The sequence below is a fragment of the Blastococcus sp. CCUG 61487 genome (genome assembly GCF_005222955.1).
Taxonomy (GTDB): Bacteria; Actinomycetota; Actinomycetes; order Mycobacteriales; family Geodermatophilaceae; genus Blastococcus.
In genome coordinates this window covers 23654-44298 of sequence record NZ_LWUA01000234.1, presented here as the reverse complement: position 1 = coordinate 44298, position 20645 = coordinate 23654, and the positions used below count along the sequence as shown (strand labels likewise).

At 72.8% G+C, this 20645-nt stretch carries 16 protein-coding genes; 9 read left to right on the top strand and 7 right to left on the bottom strand.

The annotated features are described in order from the left end of the window. Positions 1–3: 3 nt before the first annotated feature. The 4 genes from A6V29_RS12960 to uvrB form a co-directional block, all read right to left on the bottom strand. Positions 4–1965 (bottom strand): S9 family peptidase, encoded by a 1962-nt coding sequence (locus tag A6V29_RS12960; RefSeq protein ID WP_137160685.1) that lies wholly within the window; start codon positions 1963–1965, stop codon positions 4–6. A 10-nt stretch (positions 1966–1975) separates the two neighbouring features. Beyond that, a complete protein-coding gene (locus A6V29_RS12955; RefSeq protein WP_137160684.1) occupies positions 1976–3106 on the bottom strand; it encodes a TerC family protein in 1131 nt (376 codons plus the stop codon). Positions 3107–3305: 199 nt separating this feature from the next. Continuing rightward, on the bottom strand, positions 3306–4751 hold the full coding sequence (locus A6V29_RS12950) for an alpha/beta hydrolase domain-containing protein (RefSeq protein ID WP_137160683.1): 1446 nt from the start codon (positions 4749–4751) through the stop codon (positions 3306–3308). Between the two features lie 12 nt (positions 4752–4763). Beyond that, positions 4764–6881 carry an excinuclease ABC subunit UvrB gene (uvrB, locus tag A6V29_RS12945; protein ID WP_137160682.1) on the bottom strand — a complete coding sequence of 706 codons (2118 nt, stop codon included), beginning with the start codon at positions 6879–6881 and terminating at the stop codon, positions 4764–4766. 396 nt (positions 6882–7277) lie between these two features. Here uvrB and glgX point away from each other — a divergent pair, with 396 nt between their 5' ends. The 4 genes from glgX to A6V29_RS12925 are packed head-to-tail and all read left to right on the top strand — an operon-like array spanning position 7278 to position 13586. Further along, positions 7278–9389 (top strand): glycogen debranching protein GlgX, encoded by a 2112-nt coding sequence (gene glgX / locus A6V29_RS12940; protein WP_137160681.1) that lies wholly within the window; start codon positions 7278–7280, stop codon positions 9387–9389. Then, entirely contained in the window at positions 9386–11707 is a 2322-nt protein-coding gene (treY, locus tag A6V29_RS12935) for a malto-oligosyltrehalose synthase (RefSeq protein ID WP_137160680.1), read from the top strand. The genes glgX and treY overlap by 4 nt, the downstream gene beginning before the upstream one ends. Continuing rightward, positions 11640–12599: an MOSC domain-containing protein gene (locus A6V29_RS12930; RefSeq protein ID WP_137160679.1), complete on the top strand. Its 960-nt coding sequence runs from the start codon at positions 11640–11642 to the stop codon at positions 12597–12599. The genes treY and A6V29_RS12930 overlap by 68 nt, the downstream gene beginning before the upstream one ends. A gap of 39 nt (positions 12600–12638) precedes the next feature. After that, positions 12639–13586 carry an NAD(P)-dependent alcohol dehydrogenase gene (locus A6V29_RS12925; protein WP_137160678.1) on the top strand — a complete coding sequence of 316 codons (948 nt, stop codon included), beginning with the start codon at positions 12639–12641 and terminating at the stop codon, positions 13584–13586. Positions 13587–13640: 54 nt separating this feature from the next. On the opposite strand, the gene A6V29_RS12920 is transcribed toward A6V29_RS12925, so the two are convergent. Next, on the bottom strand, positions 13641–13988 hold the full coding sequence (locus A6V29_RS12920) for a type II toxin-antitoxin system PemK/MazF family toxin (RefSeq protein ID WP_137160677.1): 348 nt from the start codon (positions 13986–13988) through the stop codon (positions 13641–13643). Continuing rightward, a complete protein-coding gene (locus tag A6V29_RS12915; protein ID WP_137160676.1) occupies positions 13975–14205 on the bottom strand; it encodes a ribbon-helix-helix domain-containing protein in 231 nt (76 codons plus the stop codon). Before A6V29_RS12915 ends, A6V29_RS12920 begins: the two co-directional genes overlap by 14 nt. 139 nt (positions 14206–14344) lie before the next feature. Between A6V29_RS12915 and treZ the strand changes: the two genes are divergently transcribed. Then, positions 14345–16096, top strand: a complete 1752-nt coding sequence (treZ, locus tag A6V29_RS12910) for a malto-oligosyltrehalose trehalohydrolase (RefSeq protein WP_137160675.1) — start codon at positions 14345–14347, stop codon at positions 16094–16096. A gap of 1 nt (position 16097) precedes the next feature. Beyond that, positions 16098–16835, top strand: coding sequence for a dihydrofolate reductase family protein (locus A6V29_RS12905; RefSeq protein WP_137160674.1), 738 nt, complete (start codon positions 16098–16100; stop codon positions 16833–16835). Here A6V29_RS12905 and A6V29_RS12900 read toward each other — a convergent pair. Beyond that, positions 16808–17140: a GYD domain-containing protein gene (locus tag A6V29_RS12900; RefSeq protein WP_137160673.1), complete on the bottom strand. Its 333-nt coding sequence runs from the start codon at positions 17138–17140 to the stop codon at positions 16808–16810. The genes A6V29_RS12905 and A6V29_RS12900 overlap by 28 nt on opposite strands. 140 nt (positions 17141–17280) lie before the next feature. Here A6V29_RS12900 and A6V29_RS12895 point away from each other — a divergent pair, with 140 nt between their 5' ends. Genes A6V29_RS12895 through A6V29_RS12885 form a run of 3 tightly spaced genes read left to right on the top strand, consistent with a single transcriptional unit; the run spans position 17281 to position 20637 of the window. Further along, positions 17281–17883, top strand: a complete 603-nt coding sequence (locus A6V29_RS12895; RefSeq protein WP_137160672.1) for an NUDIX hydrolase — start codon at positions 17281–17283, stop codon at positions 17881–17883. Between the two features lie 37 nt (positions 17884–17920). Next, positions 17921–19009, top strand: coding sequence for an ATP-dependent DNA ligase (locus A6V29_RS12890; RefSeq protein WP_137160671.1), 1089 nt, complete (start codon positions 17921–17923; stop codon positions 19007–19009). 59 nt (positions 19010–19068) lie between these two features. Beyond that, entirely contained in the window at positions 19069–20637 is a 1569-nt protein-coding gene (locus A6V29_RS12885; protein ID WP_137160670.1) for an alpha/beta hydrolase, read from the top strand. Positions 20638–20645 lie beyond the last annotated feature (8 nt).

Genomic DNA, 20645 nt, shown 5'->3' with positions numbered 1-20645 from the left:
CCGTCAGCCGTCGGACGACGGCGCCGGGTTCTGCTCCGTGGGCAGCCAGCGGGCCCACCACCGGAGGATGTGCTCGAACCGGGCCAGCCGGTGCCGCGGCCGCCCCGACCGGGACAGCTCGTGCCCCTCACCGGGGAAGAGCAGCAGCTCCGAGGGGACGCCCCTCCGCTTGAGCTCCACGTAGAGCCGGGTGCCCTGCTCCAGCGGGCACCGCCAGTCCTGCTCGGAGTGGATCACCAGGGTCGGCGTGGTGATCGCGCCGGCGCCCGCGAGCGCGCTCTGCGCGGCGACCCGCGCCGGGTCGGTGCCGACGTACTGGTCCGGGAAGACCCAGCCGATGTCCGCCGAGCCGACGAAGCTGACCGGGTCGTTGAACGCCCGCTCGCTGATCGCGGCCGCGAACCGGTTCGTGCGGCCGATGAGCAGCGTCGTCATGTACCCGCCGTAGGAGCCGCCCAGGATGCCCACGCGGTCGCCGTCCAGCGCCGGGTCGGCGAGCGCGGCGTCGAGGAAGGCGACGACGTCGTCGGCGTCCACCGTGCCGAGGGCTCCCCGGACGGCCCGGCCGTGCGCGGAGCCGTACCCCGACGACCCGCGCGGGTTGCACTGCACCACGGCGTAGCCGGCCGAGACCAGCACCTGCGTCTCGTCGAGCAGCGTCCAGCCGTACTGCGCGAACGGTCCGCCGTGCACCATGAGCAGCACGGGGTGCGGCCCCGGACCGGGCGGGGTGGTCACCCAGCCGTGCACCGGGTAGCCGTCCGGCGCCGTCGCCGTCCGCTCGTGCATCCGGTGCAGCCGTCCCGTCTCCCCCAGCACCGTGCCGAAGCGGGTCAGCAGCCGGCGCCCGCCGGCGGTGAGCGCCACCAGCTCGCCGGCGGAGCGGTCGTGCGCCACCGTCGCGACGACCACCCCTCCCCCGGCCGCGATGCCCTGCACCGAGAACCGGCCCTCGACGAGCGGCTCGGGCGGGCCGCCGTCCAGCGGCACCCGTAGCAGGTCCACCGCTCCTCGACGCTCCACACCGACCAGGACGGCGCCGTCGGCCACGACGGTGCGCGGGGTGCCGTCCCCCCGCTGGTGCTCCTCCGGGTCCAGGAGCGGGAGCAGCTCGCCGGCGGCCGACACGCGGCAGGGCACCGCCTGGCGGGCCACGAAGTCGATGCCGTCCGGGCCCAGGTCGGGCACGGCGGTGACGTAGAGCGTGCCGTCGTCGGCGTAGGCCGGGCCGGAGCACTCACCCCGCGAGCCGGTGACCCGCCGCAGGCCGGTCCCGTCGGCGCCGGTCTCGTAGACGTCCCGCACCAGGTCGCGGTCGGCGCGCGGGTGCCGGGCGGAGACGAAGGCCAGCGTCCCGCCGTCGGGATGCCAGGTGACGTCGGTGCAGTCGGCGTCGCCCGCCGTGACCTGGGTGGGCTCGGGGGCGGCCGCCTCGTCGACGCCGTCCGGGAGCTCGAGGACGAAGACCTGGGAGCGTTGGTCGCCCAGGAAGCCGACGTCGTCGAGCCGGTACTGCAGCGTGGTGATCAGCCGCGGGGCCTCCGCCTCCGCGCCGACCCCCTCGACGGTGCCGTACCGCCCGGCCTCGGGCACCCGCGCGACGTAGGCCAGCCGGCGGGAGTCCGGCGCCCACGCCGGCGGGCCCGCACCGAGGTGGTGGTCGGTGAGCCGGCGCGGGTCCCCGCCGGCGGTGGGCAGCACGGCGAGCTGCGGCTTCCCGCCGCGTTCGGCAGTCAGGTACGCGAGCCAGCGTCCGTCCGGAGAGTACGCCGGCGCGGTGTCGCGGAAGCCGCTGGTGATGGGCCGGGCCGGCGCCGAGCCGTCGGTCGGCACCGCCCACAACCGGCTGCGGTACTCGTCGTCCTGCAGGTCCGGCCGAGCGACGGCGACGACGGCGATCCGGCCGTCCGGGGACACCGTCGGTACGCCCGGGGTGCGGAGCAGTTCGAGGTCGTGCGGGCGCATGGTGGGGCGATCAGTCCTCGTCCCCGCGGGTGACCGGCGCCGAGTAGGGCTGCGGCGGGCCGTCGACCGGGCCGACGCCCGGGTCCCGGTCCCCCGGGGCGGCCACGTGGCGTCCGGACGGGTCGGCCCCCGGGTCGCCGGCCGACGTCGGGCTGTCGTAGCCCTCGACGCGGTCCCGCTTGTTCTTCGCCAGGCTCGCCAGGGTGGTGATCAGCAGGGTCGCCAGGATGACCGTGAGCGAGAGCCAGGTCGGGATCTCGGGGATGACCGTCACGTGCTCGCCGCCGTTGATGAACGGCAGCTCGTTGGTGTGCAGGGCGTGGATGAGCAGCTTGATCCCGATGAAGCCGAGGATCACCGCCAGGCCGTAGGCGAGGTAGACGAGGCGGTCGAGCAGCCCGTCGATGAGGAAGAACAGCTGGCGCAGGCCGAGCAGCGCGAACGCGTTGGCCGTGAACACCAGGTAGGTCTCCTGGGTGAGGCCGAAGATCGCCGGGATCGAGTCGACGGCGAACAGGATGTCGGCACTGCCGATGGCCACGAGCGCGATGAACAGCGGGGTGATGTACCGCTTGCCCTTCAGCTTCACGACCATCCGGTCGCCGTGGTACTCGTCCGTGGTCGGGACGGCCTTGCGGGTGAGGCGGAGGAAGAAGTTCTCCTTGAACTCCTCGTCGTCGTCGTGCCCGCCGCTGCGCGCCTGCGCCCACGCGGTGTAGATCAGGAACCCGCCGAAGATGTAGAAGACCCAGCTGAAGTTCTCGATCGCGGCGGCACCGATGAGGATGAAGACGGTGCGCAGCACCAGCGCGAAGGCGATGCCGAACAGCAGCACCTTCTGCTGGAGCGCCCGGGGCACGGCGAAGCTGGCCATGATCAGCACGAAGACGAAGAGGTTGTCGACCGACAGGCTCTTCTCGGTGATGTAGCCGGCGAAGTACTCACCGCCGAACGTCGGCCCGGCGAAGATCAGCACGAGCAGGCCGAACACGACCGCGATCGCCACATAGATGGCCGACCACGTCCCGGACTCGCGCAGCGTCGGCGCGTGCGGCGTGCGCACGTGCCCGTAGAAGTCGAAGACGAGCATGGCCACGATCGCGCCGACCGTGACCGCCCAGACCCAGAGTGGGACGTCCAACAGAAGCCTCCGATGACTGGCGTCGCGTCAGTACCGGAGGTCTCTCCCACCGCCACCCGGAGGTGGTCGGCCGACGGGCCGGGGGTCACGGGACCCCGTACTGACGACCTCGCCGCGCGGGGATACTCCCCTCCACGGACGGGTTCGCTGAACCCGTCCCGGCGCTCAACGTACCCGCCTCTCCCGGGAGCCCGCTCGGTCAGGCCCCCGTGGCGAGGAACGCCCGCCGGGCGCGCGCCAGCATGCGCTCGCGTTCGGCGGGCCGCAGGTGGCCCGTGCCGATCTGGGCGTCCAGCGCGGCGGCGTAGCGGGCGAGGTAGCCCTCGACGTCGCCGTAGCGCGCCCGCAGTTCGTCGGCGGAGAACGGCTGCCAGCCGCCCCAGTTCCCGCACACGTCGGTGATGGAGGCGGTGCTCAGCGGGCCGAGCGCCGCGGGAACCGGCCGACCCAGCGGGACGACGGCGTCCGGGAAGCGGACCCCGCCGAGCGGATGGGCGGTGTCGTCGTCGACCGCCGGCAGGAGGAGCGGGACCCCCGGCAGCTCGTTGAGCGTCGCCCCCGGTCGTGGCGGGACCAGGTCGAAGACCGCCGGTTCCTGCAGGGCCGCCAGGTCCCCGTCCCGGAGGACGTCGGTCACGCCGGCGACCAGCGTGCGGAGGTACGGGTCGTAGCCGATCGGGTTGCGCGGGACCTCGACGCCGCCGTTGCAGCCGAGCAGCCCGAAGACCATCGCGTCGGGGTAGGCGGGCCCCGCGTGCGGCGCCGGCCAGTCGTACCGGAGGACGCCGTCGCGCCGGGCGGCGTGCGCGGTGACGCTGGCCCGGAGGCGGTAGTAGTCGGTGTACGTGGCGACGTCGACGTACAGCGGGTCGCTGGCCGGGCGGGTGAGCACCTGCTCGTAGGACAGCGGCACCCCGTTCTCCAGCAGGTACGGCCGCTGCGACTGCTCTCCCGCCCCCTGGTTGAGCGCGAGCCAGTTCCCCGCCCCCGAGACGGCGAGCGCGGCCGCGAAGACCCCGTCGCCCGAGGCGGGATCGACGTTGAAGCCCTCGGCCACCAGGGTGGTGACGAACCAGGCGCTCTGGCTGATGCCGGCGAGGATCGCGTGCTCGAACCGGGGCAGCCCCTCGGCGCCCTGCACCGGCGCGCCGAGAGCCCCGGTCAGCAGCCGCCCGAGGTCGCGGACGACGACCTGACCGACGCCCTGCGCGGTCGCGGGAACTCCGGCCGCGAGCCCTGTCTCCCACTGCACGCGGGCGTAGCCGAGCCGCTGCTCGGCGAGGAAACCGATGCCCCGGCCGTCGGGGTAGACGGCCCCGGTCGGCGTGGTGTCGCCCGAGCCGAGGGAGAGCTGCTCCAGCGCCAGGAGCACCGTCGGCCGGCCGCGGTTCTCCGCGTCCACGAGCACGACGTCGCCGGCGCCCTCGGGGAGGATCACCTCGAACTCGGCGCTCCAGGGGTACCGCCCCGGGCCGTCCCGAGCGAGCTCGGTCAGGCCGGCCACCTGCTCCCGGGTGTCGACCACGCCGTCGACGGTGCCGGTCGTGCGCCGGCACGTCGCCTCGCCGATCCGCATGCTCCCGGTCGTCGCCACGACGCGGGCGATCGTCGACGCGAGCGGCGGGGACCCGGCGTTGTCCGTCATCGAGCGCCGCGGTCAGGCGTGCGCGGCGTCGAACTGGCGGAGCTCCTTCTTGAGCTCGTTCAGCTCGTCGCGCAGCCGCGCGGCCACCTCGAACTGGAGCTCCCGGGCGGCCGACAGCATCTGCTCGTTCATCTGGGTGATGAGGTCGGCCAGCTCGGCGCGGGGCAGGCCCTGCACGTCGATCGAGCCCGCCTTGACCTTGGTCTTGGAGGACAGGCCGGGCACCGGCGCCTTGCCGCGCGACTGCTGCCGCCCCGAGCCGCCGAGCATCTCGGTGGACGACTCGACGTCCTCCGCGGTCTTGTAGATGCCGTCGAGGATGTCGACGATCTTCTTGCGCAGCGGCTGCGGGTCGATGCCGTGCTCGGTGTTGTAGGCGATCTGCTTCTCGCGCCTGCGGTTGGTCTCCTCGATCGCCTGGGCCATCGACGGGGTGATCGTGTCGGCGTACATGTGCACCTGGCCGGAGACGTTCCGGGCGGCGCGGCCGATCGTCTGGATGAGCGACTTGCCCGAGCGGAGGAAGCCCTCCTTGTCGGCGTCGAGGATCGCGACCAGCGAGACCTCCGGCAGGTCGAGGCCCTCGCGCAGCAGGTTGATGCCGACCAGGACGTCGTACTCCCCCTGCCGGAGCTCCCGGAGCAGCTCGACCCGGCGGAGCGTGTCGACCTCGGAGTGCAGGTACCGCACCTTGATGCCGAGTTCGAGCAGGTAGTCGGTGAGGTCCTCGGCCATCTTCTTGGTGAGGGTGGTGACCAGGATCCGCTCGTCCTTCTCGGTGCGCAGCCGGATCTCGTACACCAGGTCGTCGATCTGGCCCTTGGTCGGCTTGACCACGACCTCGGGGTCGACCAGACCGGTCGGGCGGATCACCTGCTCGACGACGTCACCCTGCACCCTGCCGAGCTCGTAGTCGCCGGGGGTCGCGGAGAGGTAGACGGTCTGGTTGATGCGGTCGGTGAACTCCTCCCACTTCAACGGGCGGTTGTCCATGGCCGACGGCAGCCGGAACCCGTGCTCGACCAGCGTCCGCTTGCGGCTCATGTCGCCCTCGTACATGCCGCCGATCTGCGGCACCGTCACGTGTGACTCGTCGATGACCAGCAGGAAGTCGTCCGGGAAGTAGTCGATGAGACAGGCGCCGGCGCTGCCGGGTGCCCGGCCGTCGATGTGCCGCGAGTAGTTCTCGATGCCGGAGCAGAAGCCGACCTGCCGCATCATCTCGATGTCGTAGGTGGTGCGCATGCGCAGCCGCTGGGCCTCGAGCAGCTTGCCCTGGCGCTCCAGCTCCGCCAGCCGGGTCTCGAGCTCGGCCTCGATGCCCCGGATGGCCCGCTCCATGCGGTCCGGCCCGGCGACGTAGTGGCTGGCCGGGAAGACGAACAGCTCCTGGACCTCGCGGACGACCTCGCCGGTGAGCGGGTGCAGGTAGTAGAGCCGCTCGACCTCGTCGCCGAACATCTCGATGCGGACGGCGAGCTCCTCGTACACCGGGAAGATCTCGATCGTGTCGCCGCGGACGCGGAAGGTGCCGCGGGTGAACGAGAGGTCGTTGCGGGTGTACTGCTCGGTGACCAGGGTGCGCAGCAGCTCGTCGCGGTCGCGCTCCTCGCCCACCGAGATCTTCAGCGCCCTGTCGACGTACTCCTCGGGCGTGCCCAGGCCGTAGATGCAGGAGACCGTCGAGACCACCACCACGTCGCGGCGGGTGAGCAGGCTGTTCGTCGCCGAGTGCCGCAGCCGTTCGACCTCCTCGTTGATCGAGGAGTCCTTCTCGATGTAGGTGTCGGTCTGCGGGACGTACGCCTCGGGTTGGTAGTAGTCGTAGTAGGAGACGAAGTACTCGACCGCCGCGTCCGGCAGCAGCTCCCGGAACTCGTTGGCCAGCTGCGCGGCCAGCGTCTTGTTCGGCGCCATGACCAGCGTGGGGCGCTGCACCTGCTCGATCAGCCAGGCCGTCGTCGCCGACTTGCCGGTGCCGGTCGCGCCCAGCAGGACGACGTCCTGCTCCCCCGCCTTGACGCGCTCGGCGAGGGCGGCGATGGCTGCCGGCTGGTCGCCCGCGGGTTCGAACTCGCTGACGACCTTGAAGCTGCCCTGGGTGGGCCGGAGGTCGGTGGTCGTGCGCACGGATACGAAGGTACGTCGCGGCACCGACAGAACGTCGTGCTCGCGGCCGCGCGGACCTCCCCGGACGGTCCGCCCGGCGCTCCTGCTGGTGCTGCCGGGGCGCACCGGGCGGAGCCGACGCATCGATGCGCCCCAGGTACTTGTGAGACCGGCCGTCCTCCCTTTAGCGTCGCGGCTCGCAGGAGCGCCTGCGGGCCAGCGCCACCCGGGTGACCCGGGCGAGGTCGGCCCCCCGCTCCGCGCACGGGGCGGGCAGGGTCACACGCGTCCCAGGTGTGCGGGGCCCTCCGTGCGGGCACGGCCCCACGGTCGCCCCACCCATGCCTCCGCCACGATGTGTGCGGCGGGGCAGGCTCCACGCCCCCGGGAGCCGCACAGCGCAGGAGGAAGCAGTCCATGACCCAGGTCTGGCCCGGAAGTGCCTATCCCCTCGGGGCGACCTACGACGGCACCGGCACCAACTTCGCGATCTTCAGCGAGGTGGCCGAGAAGGTCGAGCTCTGCCTCTTCGACGAGGAGGGCAACGAGGAGCGCATCCGGCTCCCGGAGATGGACGGCTACGTCTGGCACGCCTTCCTCCCCGGTATCCACCCCGGGCAGAAGTACGGCTTCCGGGTGCACGGCCCGTACGACCCCGCCCAGGGCCTGCGCTGCAACCCGAACAAGCTGCTGCTCGACCCCTACGCCAAGGCCATCGACGGCCAGGTGGACTGGGACCCGTCGGTGTTCGGCTACGACTTCGAGACCTTGGAGCGCAACGACGACGACTCCGCGGCGCACATGCCGAAGTCCGTCGTCACCAACCCGTACTTCGACTGGGGCACCGACCGCCCGCCGCGGACGCCGCTGAACAAGACGGTCATCTACGAGGCCCACGTCAAGGGCCTCACGATGACCAACCCGCGCATCCCCGAGGAGCTGCGCGGCACGTACGCCGGCGTCGCCCACCCGGCGACGATCGAGCACCTCCAGGACCTCGGCATCACCGCGATCGAGCTGCTGCCGGTGCACCAGTTCGTGCAGGACGACACCCTGCAGCAGAAGGGCCTGCGCAACTACTGGGGCTACAACACGATCGGCTTCTTCGCGCCGCACAACGAGTACGCGTCGACCACCACCGGCGGCCAGCACGTGCAGGAGTTCAAGGGCATGGTGCGCGCCCTGCACGAGGCGGGCATCGAGGTGATCCTCGACGTCGTCTACAACCACACGGCCGAGGGCAACCACCTGGGCCCGACGCTGTCGTTCCGCGGCATCGACAACCGCACGTACTACAAGCTCGTCGAGGGCGACGAGCAGCACTACATGGACTACACGGGCACCGGGAACACGCTCAACGTCCGGACGCCGCAGTCGCTGCAGCTGATCATGGACTCGCTGCGCTACTGGGTCACCGAGATGCACGTCGACGGCTTCCGCTTCGACCTCGCCTCGGCCCTGGCCCGCGAGCTGCACGCCGTCGACCGGCTGGCCACGTTCTTCGACCTGGTGCACCAGGACCCGGTCGTCAGCCAGGTGAAGCTGATCGCGGAGCCGTGGGACGTCGGCGAGGGTGGCTACCAGGTCGGCAACTTCCCGGCCCTGTGGGCGGAGTGGAACGGCAAGTACCGCGACACCGTGCGCGACTTCTGGCGCGGCGAGGGCGGCACGATCGGTGAGTTCGCCGACCGCATCTCCGGCTCCTCCGACCTCTACCAGCACTCCGGCCGCCGCCCGGTGGCGAGCATCAACTTCGTCACCGCGCACGACGGCTTCACGCTCAACGACCTCGTCTCCTACAACGAGAAGCACAACGAGGCCAACGGCGAGGACAACAACGACGGCGAGAGCCACAACCGCAGCTGGAACCACGGCGTCGAGGGCCCCACCGACGATCCCGAGATCCTGCAGCTGCGCGCCCAGCAGCGGCGCAACTTCATCGCCACGATGATGCTCAGCCAGGGCGTGCCGATGCTCCTGCACGGCGACGAGCTCGGCCGCTCGCAGGCCGGCAACAACAACGGCTACTGCCAGGACTCCGAGCTCACCTGGATCGACTGGGAGGACGTCGACGAGGGCCTGCTGGAGTTCACCAAGCGGGTCACCCGGCTGCGGGCCGACCACCCCACGTTCCGCCGCCGCCGCTTCTTCCACGGCCGCCCGGTCCGCCGCGGGCAGGGTGAACCGGTGCCGGACATCGCCTGGCTGACCCCCGAGGGCGAGCAGATGGGCGAGGAGGACTGGGACGTCGCCTACGCCAAGTCCCTGGCCGTCTACCTCAACGGCGTCGGCATCCGCGAGATGGACGAGCGCGGCGAGTACGTGAAGGACGACCACTTCTACCTGGCCTACAACGCCTCCGGCGACGCCATCGAGTTCACGCTGCCCAGCGACGACTACTGCCGGGTGTGGACGACGGTGCTCGACACCGCGGAGATGCACGAGGTCGAGCCGGTCGAGGTCAAGCCGGGCGAGACCGTGACGGTCCAGGGCCGCTCGATCGTCGTGCTCACCGGGCCGGCGGAGTGAGCCGGCCGGACGGCGACCGCCGGCGCGGCGTGCCCGCGGCCACCTACCGGCTGCAGGTGCACGCCGGCTTCACCCTGGACGACGCCGCGGAGGTGGCCGGCTACCTGGCCGACCTCGGCGTCACCCACGCCTACTCCTCGCCGCTGCTGCGCTCGGCCGAGGGCAGCACGCACGGGTACGACACCATCGACCACGCCCACGTCGACGAGGCCCGCGGCGGGCGGGCGGGCCTCGACAGGTTCGTGGCCGCGCTGCACGAGCACGGGTTGGGTCTGGTGCTGGACCTGGTGCCCAACCACATGGGGGTGGAGGATCCGGCCGCGACGCCCTGGTGGTGGGACGTGCTGCAGCACGGGCCGGGCTCCGCGCACGCGGCGGCGTTCGACGTGGACTGGGAGTTCGGCGGCGGCAAGGTCCGCATCCCCGTCCTGGGCTCGGCGGACGACGTCGAGAAGCTCGAGGTCGTCGACGGGGAGCTCCGCTACTACGACAACCGCTTCCCCATCGCGCCCGGCACGGGTGAGGGCACCCCGCAGGAGGTGCACGCCCGGCAGCACTACGAGCTGGTCGACTGGCGGCGTGCGGACTCCGACCTGAACTACCGGCGGTTCTTCGCGATCAACACCCTCGCCGGCCTGCGGGTCGAGGACCCGGCGATCTTCGACGCCACCCACGAGCTGGTGCTCGAGCTGGTCCGCGAGGGCGCCGTCGACGGGCTGCGGATCGACCACCCCGACGGCCTCGCCGACCCGAAGGGCTACCTGGCCAGGCTGGCCGAGGCGTCCGGCGGCCGCTGGACCGTCGTCGAGAAGATCCTCGAGCCCGGGGAGGATCTCCCGGAGGACTGGTCGACGGCGGGGACGACGGGCTACGACGCGCTGACCGAGGTCGACCGGGTGCTCGTCGACCCGGCCGGCGAGCCCGCCCTGACCGCGCTGGACACCGAGCTGGCCGGCCAGCCCGTCGACTACGCGCAGCTCGTGCACGACTGCAAGCGCGAGGTCACCGACGGGATGCTCGGCTCCGAGGTCGCCCGCCTGGTGCGGGTCATCGGCGAGCTGCCGGGCATCGACACAGCCGCGCAGACCGAGGCCCTGGCCGAGCTGCTGGCGAGCTTCCCCGTCTACCGCAGCTACCTGCCCGACGGCCGCGAGCACCTGGACCGCACGGTCGCCGCGGTGCGCGAGCGACGTCCGGACCTCGCGCCGGCGCTGGACGCGCTGCACCCGGTGCTGTCGCAGGCCGGCAGCGAGGCGGCGACCCGCTTCGAGCAGACCAGCGGGCCGGTCATGGCCAAGGGCGTGGAGGACAGCGCCTACTACCGGTGGGCGCGGTTCGTGGCGCTCAACGAGGTGGGCGGCGACCCGGCCGCGTTCGGCGGCACGGTCGCGGACTTCCACGCCGCGCAGGCGCACCGGCTCGCGGTCAAGCCGCACACCATGACCACGCTGTCCACGCACGACACCAAGCGCAGCGAGGACGTCCGCGCCCGCCTGGCGGTGCTCGCCGAGCTCCCGGCGGCGTGGTCGCAGCTCGTGCGCGGGTGGCTGGCCCGGCACCCGCTGGCCGACAGGCCGCTGGCGCACCTGGTGTGGCAGAACCTGGTCGGGGCCTGGCCGCTGTCACGGGAGCGGGCGCACGCGTACGTCGAGAAGGCGGCCCGCGAGGCCGGCACCTCCACGACCTGGACCGACCCGGACCAGGAGTTCGAGGAGCAGCTGCACGCGCTGGTGGACGCCGCGTTCGACGACGCGACGACGTCGGCGGAGATCGAGGCGTTCGTCGCCCGGATCGCGCCGCTGGGCTGGTCGAACTCGCTGTCGCAGAAGCTGCTGCAGCTGACGATGCCCGGCGTCCCCGACGTCTACCAGGGCACCGAGCTGCACGACTTCTCCCTGGTCGACCCGGACAACCGCCGGCCCGTCGACTACGCGGCGCGCCGGCGGATGCTGGCCGCGCTCGACGCCGGCGAGGTGCCGGCGGTGGACGGGACCGGCGCGGCCAAGCTGCTGGTCGTCTCCCGGGTGCTGCGCGCCCGTCGCGACCATCCGGAGTGGTTCGAGGGGTACGCGCCGGTGGAGGTCACCGGATCGGCGGCCGACTCCGTCGTGGCCTTCGACCGCGGCGGGATCGTGGCCGTGGCGACCCGGCTGCCTGCCCGGCTCGCCGAGACGGGCTGGGGGGACACCGGGCTGGAGCTCCCGACCGGGGCGTGGCGGGACCTGCTGACCGGCGAGCGGCACGTCTCCGATGCCGCCGGGATCGCCGCCGGAACGCTGCTCGCCCGACTCCCCGTGGCCGTGCTCGTCCGCGACTGACGAGGCGTGGTGTGATGCCCCGATGCACATCGAGGCGTTGTACCGATTCCCGGTGAAGTCCCTGCTCGGCGAGCGGGTCGACCAGGCGCGCATGACCGACCGCGGCGTCCTGGGCGACCGCGCCTACGGCCTGGTCGACGTCTCCGACGGCACCGTCGCCAGCGCCAAGCACCCCCGGAAGTGGGGCGCGCTGCTCGGGCTCTCCGCCCGGTTCGTCACCGAGCCGGAGCCCGGCGCCCCCGTGCCGCCGGTGGTCATCACGCTGCCCGACGGCACGCAACTGCGCAGCGACGACCCGGGCACCGACGCGGCGCTGTCCGACCTGGTCGGCCGCGAGGTGCGGCTCACCAGCGAGGCGCCGGCGGGCATCAGGTTCGAGGAGCAGTGGCCCGCGATCGACGGGCTGGCGCCGACGGAGTTCATCGAGGGGACGACGCACGACTACGAGGGAGACGAGCCGGTCAGCGCCATCGACCTCGGGATGCTGGCGCCCGGCACGTTCTTCGACCTCGCGCCGCTGCACCTGCTGACCCGGGCCACGCTCGACCGGCTCACCGAACTCGGCGACGGCAGCGACTTCGACGTGCTGCGCTACCGGCCCAACGTCCTCGTCGCGGGCACCGAGCCCGGATTCGCCGAGGACGAGTGGGTGGGACGCACGGTCGGGCTGGACGATGCCGTCCGCGCCGACGTGAGCATGCTGACGATGCGCTGCGTCATGACGACGCTCGCCCAGGGCGAGCTCCCCGAGGACCGCGGCACGCTGCGCACCGTCGCCAAGCACCACCGCCGCGAGATCCCCGGCCTGGGCACCTGGGCGTGCGCCGGGGTCTACGCCGGAGTGTCCGGCACCGGGATCGTCCGCACCGGCGACGCCGTCACCCTGGCCTGAGCACGCCGGCGTCAGGAGGTCCCCGCCATCAAGGCCGCTGTGCGCACCCGGTACGGCCCTCCGGAGGTCGTCCGGATCGACGAGGTGCCGACGCCGGTACCCGCACCCGGCGAGCTGCTCGTCCGGGTGCAGGCGACCACGGTGAACCGCACCGACTGCGCGTACCGCAGCGGCACCCCGTACGTGACCCGCGCGGCCAGCGGGCTCACCTCGCCCCGCGTCGCGATCCTCGGGACCGAGTTCGCCGGGGTGGTCGAGGACGTCGGCGGCCAGGTCACGGGGTTCGCCACCGGCGACCGGGTGCTCGGCTACGTCGAGGGACGCTTCGGCGCCCACGCCGAGTACCTGACGATCCCGGCGTCGGGCTCCGTGGCGCACGTGGCAGCGGGGGTCGCCCTCGCCGCGGCCGCGGCCGCGACCGAGGGGCCGCACTACGCGCTGGCCATGGCCCGCGTGGCCAGGACGAGACCCGGGCAGCACGTGCTGGTCCTCGGTGCGAGCGGAGGCATCGGCTCGGCCGCCGTGCAGCTCCTCGTCGCGGGCGGGGTCACCGTCACCGCCGTGACGCGCGACGCCGTCGACCGCGTCGAGAGCCTGGGCGCCGACCGCGTGATCGAGGCGACGGCCGACGCGGTCCCGGACGACGGGACGCGGTACGACGCGGTCTTCGACGCCGTGGGGAAGAGTTCGTTCGGTCGGTGGCGCCGCCGGCTCACCCCGCGCGGCGTCTACACCTCCTCCGAGCTCGGACCGAAGGGGCAGAACATCCCGCTGTCCCTGCTCTCGCCGCTGTCGCCCGGCCGGCGCGTCCGGTTCCCCTTCCCGCTGCACGACCAGGCGATGATGCAGCGGTTGGCCGCGCTCCTCGCCGACGGCCGCCTCCGCCCCCTGGTCGACCGGCGCTATCCGCTCGACCGGATCGTCGAGGCGTACCGGTACGTGGACTCGGGCCAGAAGATCGGCAACGTCGTCATCGACGTGCGCTGATCAGCGCGTTGCCCCGCCACCGGGGCAGACGGCGGCACCATCCGCACGGCTCGACTACAGCTGCAGGTGCAGACGGAGAGCGTCGTCCAGCTCGGCCAACACCGGCGCGGGAAGACGCCCCACCGCAGGGCCGAGCCGCTCGACCGCGACCGACCGCACCTGCTCGGCTTGGGCCTTGGAGTCGACCTGCAGTCCCGTTGCCTCAGCCCGCAGGAGCACCTGGAACGGGAAGACCCGGCTCACGTTGCTGGTGACCGGAACGACGGTGACCACGCCCCGCCCGAGTCGCACGGCAGCGGCGTTGGCTCGATCGTTGCTCACGACGATGGCGGGCCGGCGTTTGTCCGCCTCGCTGCCGCGGACCGGCTCCAGGTCGGTCAGCCGGATGTCACCGCGACGCATCCGTCACTCCGTCGCCGGCGGTGACGTCCCAAGCCGCGCGCTCGCCGCTGGTCTCCCACTCCTCCCAAGCGGCGGCGTAGTCCTCTTCGAGGTCGACGTGCCGAAGCAAGCGGATCGCCTGTTGCAGGGCCGCCGACCTGGTGCGCAGTCCGGACGAGCGGACGTACTCGTCCAGTACGGCGACGTCCTCCTCCGACAGACTCACGCTGAGCTTCACGGCGCAGTATGCTACCCGAGTAGCAGCTGAGTAGCAATCACGTCTCCGGCCCACTCGCACGACCCACCGAGGTTGAGACCTCGGACGGCGGGCAGGATCTCCCGGCTCCCACCCCTCGTACCGCTCCGGAGGCCCCCGCATGTCCGCACCCGTCGAGTTCGCCGTCTGGGCACCGCTGCCGGAGCGGGTGCGCGTCCAGGTCGACGGCGCCGTGCACGACATGACCCGCGACGACGGCGGCTGGTGGCGCGCCGAGGTCGAGGCCGGCCCCGAGGCGGACTACGGCTTCCTGCTCGACGACGGTCCGACGCCGCGACCCGATCCGCGCAGCCGCCGCCAGCCCGCCGGCGTGCACGGGCTGTCCCGCCGCTTCGACCCGGCCGCGCACGAGTGGGGCGACCGCGCCTGGACCGGCCGACCCCTCGCCGGCGGCGTCGTCTACGAGCTGCACGTCGGCACGTTCACCCCCGAAGGGACCCTCGACGCCGCGATCGGCCGGCTCGGCCACCTGGTCCGCCTGGGCGTCGACTTCGTCGAGCTGCTGCCGGTCAACGGGTTCAACGGGACGCACAACTGGGGTTACGACGGCGTCCTCTGGTACGCGGTGCAGGAGGAGTACGGCGGTCCGGCCGCCTACCAGCGGTTCGTCGACGCATGCCACCAGCAGGGCCTCGGTGTGATCCAGGACGTCGTCTACAACCACCTCGGCCCGTCCGGGAACTACCTGCCCGAGTTCATGCCGATCTTCGCGGGCGGCGCGAACACCTGGGGCGACTCGATCAACCTCTCCGGCCCGGACTCCGACGAGGTGCGCCGCTACGTCATCGACAACGCGCTGATGTGGCTGCGCGACATGCACGTCGACGGGCTGCGGCTCGACGCCGTCCACGCGCTGGTCGACGAGCGGGCCACCCACGTGCTCGAGGAGATGGCCCAGGAGGTCGACAAGCTGTCGGTCGCCGTCGGCCGGCCGCTCACCCTCATCGCCGAGAGCGACCTGAACGACCCCCGCATGGTCACCCCCCGGGTGGCCGGCGGCCTCGGATTGACGGCGCAGTGGAGCGACGACTTCCACCACGCGCTGCACGCGGTGCTGACCGGCGAGGGCCAGGGGTACTACGCCGACTTCGCCGAGGCGGGCCTGGCGGGGCTGGCCAAGACGCTGACCGGGGCCTTCTTCCACGACGGCGCCTGGTCGAGCTTCCGCCGGCGGCACCACGGCCGCCCGGTCGACACCGCGGCGCTGCCCGGCTGGAAGTTCGTCGGCTACCTGCAGGACCACGACCAGATCGGCAACCGCGCCGTCGGGGACCGGATCTCCGCCTCCCTCTCCCCGGGGCTGCTCGCCGTCGGCGCGACGCTGGTGCTCACCAGCCCGTTCACGCCCATGCTGTTCATGGGCGAGGAGTGGGGCGCGAGCACCCCGTGGCAGTTCTTCACCAGCCACCCCGAGCCGGAGCTCGGCAAGGCGACCGCCGAGGGCCGCATCGGGGAGTTCGCCGCGCACGGGTGGGACGCCGACGTCGTCCCCGATCCGCAGGACCCGGAGACCTTCACCCGCTCGAAGCTGGACTGGTCGGAGCTCACGCAGGAGCCGCACGACCGGCTGCTCGCCGTCCACCGCTCGCTGCTGGTCCTGCGCCGCGCGCACCCCGACCTGGTCGACCCGGACCTGTCGCGGGTCCAGGTCCAGTGGGACGACGCCGACCGCTGGCTGGTGGTGCACCGTGGCACGCTGCGGGTCGTGGTGAACCTGGCGGATCAGTCCCGCGAGATCGACCTCGACGTGCCCGCCTCCGAGGTCCTCTTCGCGACCGGCGAGCTGCCGGGGATCGAGCAGCACACGGTCACCCTCCCGCCGGAGAGCGCCGCCGTGGTCGACACTCGCTGACGTGCGCCGCCTGCTGCCGACTCCGGCCGAGCTCGACGACGACGGGCTGGTCGACGCCTACCGGCTGCCCGAGGGCCCGGCTCTCCGGGTGAACTTCGTGACCTCGCTCGACGGCTCCATCGCCGTCGACGGGAAGAGTGCGGGCCTCGGCTCGCCGGGTGACAAGCGGGTGTTCCGGGTGCTGCGCGCCCTGGCCGACGTGGTGCTCGTCGGGCACGGGACGGCGGCGGCCGAGGGGTACCGCGCCGTGGCCCCCGACTCCCCCGTCGGCCGGCTGCGCACCTCGCTCGGCCGGCCCGCCACCGTCCCGATCGCCGTGGTGTCGCGGCGCGCGGCCCTCGACCCGACGTCCGGCCTGGTGACCGACGCCGTCTCCCCCACGCTGCTGGTCACCTGTGCGGCGGCCGACGCCGGCCGACGCCGGGCCCTGGCCGAGGCGGGGGTCGAGGTGCTGGTCTGCGGGGACGACGACGTCGACCTGCCGGCCGCCGTCGCGGCGCTGACCGAGCGCGGCCTGGCCCAGGTGACCTGCGAGGGCGGCCCGCAGCTGCTCCACGCGGCGCTCGCCGCCGGCATCGTCGACGAGCTCGATCTCACGATCGCGCCCGCCCTGGTCGGCGCGCCGGAACGGCTGCTCGACGCCGTCCTGCCCGCACCGGCCCGGCTCGCGCTGCGCCAGCTGCTCGAGGAGGACGGCGTGCTGTTCGCCCGCTACGACGTCGCGCCGGGCGCCCGGTAGCCGACGGACTGGGCGCGCTCGAGGGCCTCCAGCGTCTCCTCGACGGTGAGCAGCACCGTCGTCTCCACGGGGTTCAGCGCACCCCCGGCGCCGATCGCCAGGACCACGGAGGCCATCGAGACGTTGTCGGGCGCTTCCCACAGCGTGAACCCGTCCCGGTCGCCGAAGGCGTACCAGAAGCCGTGCAGCGTCCCGCCGACCGACTCGATGTACGCGGCGGCGGCCTTCCGGCGGTCCTCCGGCTGGGCGAGCATCATCGCCCAGGTCTCCGGGGTGTAGTTGAACCTGGTCAGGTACATCGGCATGAGCGGCCTCCAGCAGCGGCACCCCCGCGGAGGTCACGGTAGGGGCTCCGGCCGCCCCGGTCGACGGCCCGCGGCGCGGTGCCACCGCCGCATCGGGGAGAGTGGCCGGCAGCGGCTGGGGACGACGGCGAGGAGCAGGCATGGCGGCGCTGGACCGGAACGCGGTGGCGGAGCGGGTCGCCGGCTTCCCGCGGATGGCGGCCGAGCGGCCGGAGCTGAAGCAGGCGGCGGTGGCGCTCTGCGTGACCGAGCAGGACGACGCCCCCACCCTGGTCATCACCCGCCGGGCCCCGGGCCTGCGCGCGCACGCCGGTCAGTGGGCGCTGCCCGGCGGCCGGCTGGACGACGGCGAAGGTCCCGTGGAGGCCGCACTGCGCGAACTGCACGAGGAGATCGGCGTGGACCTCGGCCGGAACGCCGTCCTCGGCCTGCTCGACGACTACGTGACGCGGTCGGGCTACGTGATGACGCCGGTCGTGTGCTGGGCGGGCCCGGTCGAGGAGTTCGCCGGGTCGGACTCCGAGGTCGCCGCCGTCTTCGAGGTGCCGCTGACCGATCTGGACGTGGACCCGGTGTTCGAGGCGATCCCCGAGTCGGAGTCGCCGGTCATCCGGCTCCCGCTGCTCGGCGGGTTCGTGCACGCCCCGACGGCCGCCGTCGTCCACCAGTTCTGCCGGATCGCCTGCCGCGGCGAGGTGGAGCGGGTCGCCGGCTACGAGCAGCCCGTCTTCGCCTGGCGCTGACCCCCTGCCCGCGCCGCGAACTGCTTGACTGACCGGCATGGACCTGCCGCTGAACCCGCCGGTGAAGCCGATGCTGGCCAAGGCCGCCACGAAGCTGCCGGTCGGCGAGGACCTGTTCTACGAACCCAAGTGGGACGGCTTCCGCTGCATCGTGTTCCGCGACGGCGACGAGGTCGAGCTGGGCAGCCGCAACGAGCGACCGCTCACCCGCTACTTCCCCGAGGTGGTGGAGGCGGTCAAGGCGCAGCTGCCGGAGCGCTGCGTCGTCGACGGCGAGATCATCGTGCCCGCCGGTGACCGGCTGCACTTCGAGGCGCTGCTGCAGCGCATCCACCCGGCCGAGTCCCGGGTCCGCCTGCTGGCCGAGCAGACGCCGGCGTCCTTCGTCGCCTTCGACCTGCTCGCTCTCGGCGACGAGTCGCTGCTGGAGACGCCGTTCGCGGAGCGCCGCGCCCGGCTGGAGAGCGCGCTGGCCGGCATCGAGCCGCCGGTCTACGTCACCGGGCTCACCCGGGACCCGGAGACGGCGCAGCGCTGGTTCGAGACGTTCGAGGGCGCGGGGCTGGACGGCGTCGTCGCCAAGTCCGCGGAGCTGCCGTACGGCCCCGACCAGCGGCTGATGACCAAGGTCAAGCACGTGCGGACGGCGGACTGCGTGGTCGCCGGGTTCCGCTGGCACAAGAGCGGGCCGATCGTCGGCTCGCTGCTGCTCGGGCTCTACGACTCCGCGGACGGGGGACCTGGACAGCTGCAGCACATCGGTGTGGCGGCGTCCTTCCCGATGAAGCGGCGCGCCGAGCTGGTGGACGAGCTCGCGCCCTACCGCGCCGAGGCGCTCGACGGACACCCGTGGCAGGACTGGGCCAACGCGCAGATGCAGGCCGACGGGGAGAACCGGATGCCGGGGGCGGTCAGCCGGTGGAACGCGAAGAAGGACCTGTCCTGGGTGCCGCTGCGGCCCGAGCTGGTGGTGGAGATCAAGTACGACCAGCTCGAAGGTCGTCGTCTTCGTCACACCGGCCAGTTCCTCCGCTGGCGGCCCGACCGCGACCCGCTGAGCTGCACGTACGACCAGCTGGACGTGCCGGTGCGCTACGACCTCGCCGAGGTGCTGGAGACGCCGTAGCCGGGTCGGCGCGCGCACAGCGCCTGCACAGGTGCCGGAGGGCTCCTAGGCTCGTGATCATGCGTCTGCACCGCGGCCGGCGTGCCGTCGTCCCGAGCCTGCTCGCCGCCCTGGCCCTCGTCGTGGCCGGCTGCACCTCGGGCGACGACGCCGAGCCGGAGCCCACCGCCAGCCCGACCACGGAGGCGGAGCCGACCGCCGAGCCCATCGAGTGGGAGGACTGCAACGAGCTCGTCCGCCCGCTGCTGGAGGGGCAGCCGGGCAGCGAGCGCCCGATCTCGTTCGAGTGCGGCACCGTCAGCGTCCCGATCAGCTACGACGAGGCCGACAGCGACCGGCTGCCGCTGGTCCTCCTGCGCGGGGTGCACGGCGAGCAGACCGACCGGATCGGCTCGTTGGTGATCAACCCCGGTGGGCCCGGCGCGTCCGGGCTCGACGCCGCCATCGCGCTGGCGCTCACCCTGCCGGAGAACGTGCTGCAGCGCTTCGACCTCGTGGGGTTCGACCCCCGCGGCGTCGGCGCGAGCCAGTCGGCGGTCGAGTGCATCTCCGACGAGCTGAAGGACCGCATCGTCGCCGCCGAACCGCAGCCGACCACCGCCGAGCAGCTGGACGACGCGTTCGCCCTGGCCGACGAGGTCGCCGAGGGGTGCGCCGAGCGGTACGAGTCCCCCGCCGCCCTCGGCGCCTTCAACACCGTCGACACCGCCCGCGACCTCGACCTGATCCGGCAGGCGCTCGGCGACGAGCAGCTGACCTACCTCGGCTACTCCTACGGCACCACGCTGGGCTCGACCTACGCCGAGCTGTTCCCCGAGAACGTCCGGGCCCTCGTCCTGGACGCCGCCGTCGCCCCGGGCACCGAGCCGCGCGAGGACGCCGAGGCCGCCGCGGCCGGCTTCGAGAACGCCTTCAACGCTTTCGCGGAGAACTGCACCGGCCTGATCGCGGGCTGCCCGCTGGGTCCCGACCCGCGCACGTTCCTCGAGGAGACCCTCCTGCAGGCGTCGCAGGCCCCGATCCCGAGCGCCCGGGAGGGCGAGACTCGGCAGGCCACGCCGGGCGTGGTCCTCACCGCCGTGCAGTCGGCGCTCTACGACAACGGCACGTGGCCGCAGCTGTCCCAGGCGCTGGCCGCCGCGCGGGCGGGCGACTCCGCCGGCGTGTTCTCGCTGGCCGACCGCTACGCCGGGCGCCTGGAGGACGGCACCTACTCCAACCTCCTCGACGCCAACGTCGCGATCAACTGCGCGGACACCGAGGTGACCTACGAGGCCGACGAGGTGCGGGAACTGGCCGCGGAGTGGGACGCCGAGTACCCGCTCTTCGGCGCCGGCATGGCGGTGGGCCTCTACACCTGCACCCCGTGGGAGGCCGACCGCACGCCGCTGCCCGAGCGGGACGCCGAGGGCGCCGCACCCATCCTCGTCGTGGGCAACGAGGGCGACCCGGTGACGCCGCTGGCCGGCTCCGTCGCCATGGCCGAGCAGCTCTCCTCCGGGGTGCTGCTCACCTGGCAGGGCGAGGGCCACACCTCGTACCCGAAGACGCCGTGCGTCACCGATGCGGTGAACGCCTACCTCATCGATCTGGTGGCGCCCATGGACGGGCTCACCTGCCCTGCGTGACACTCGGC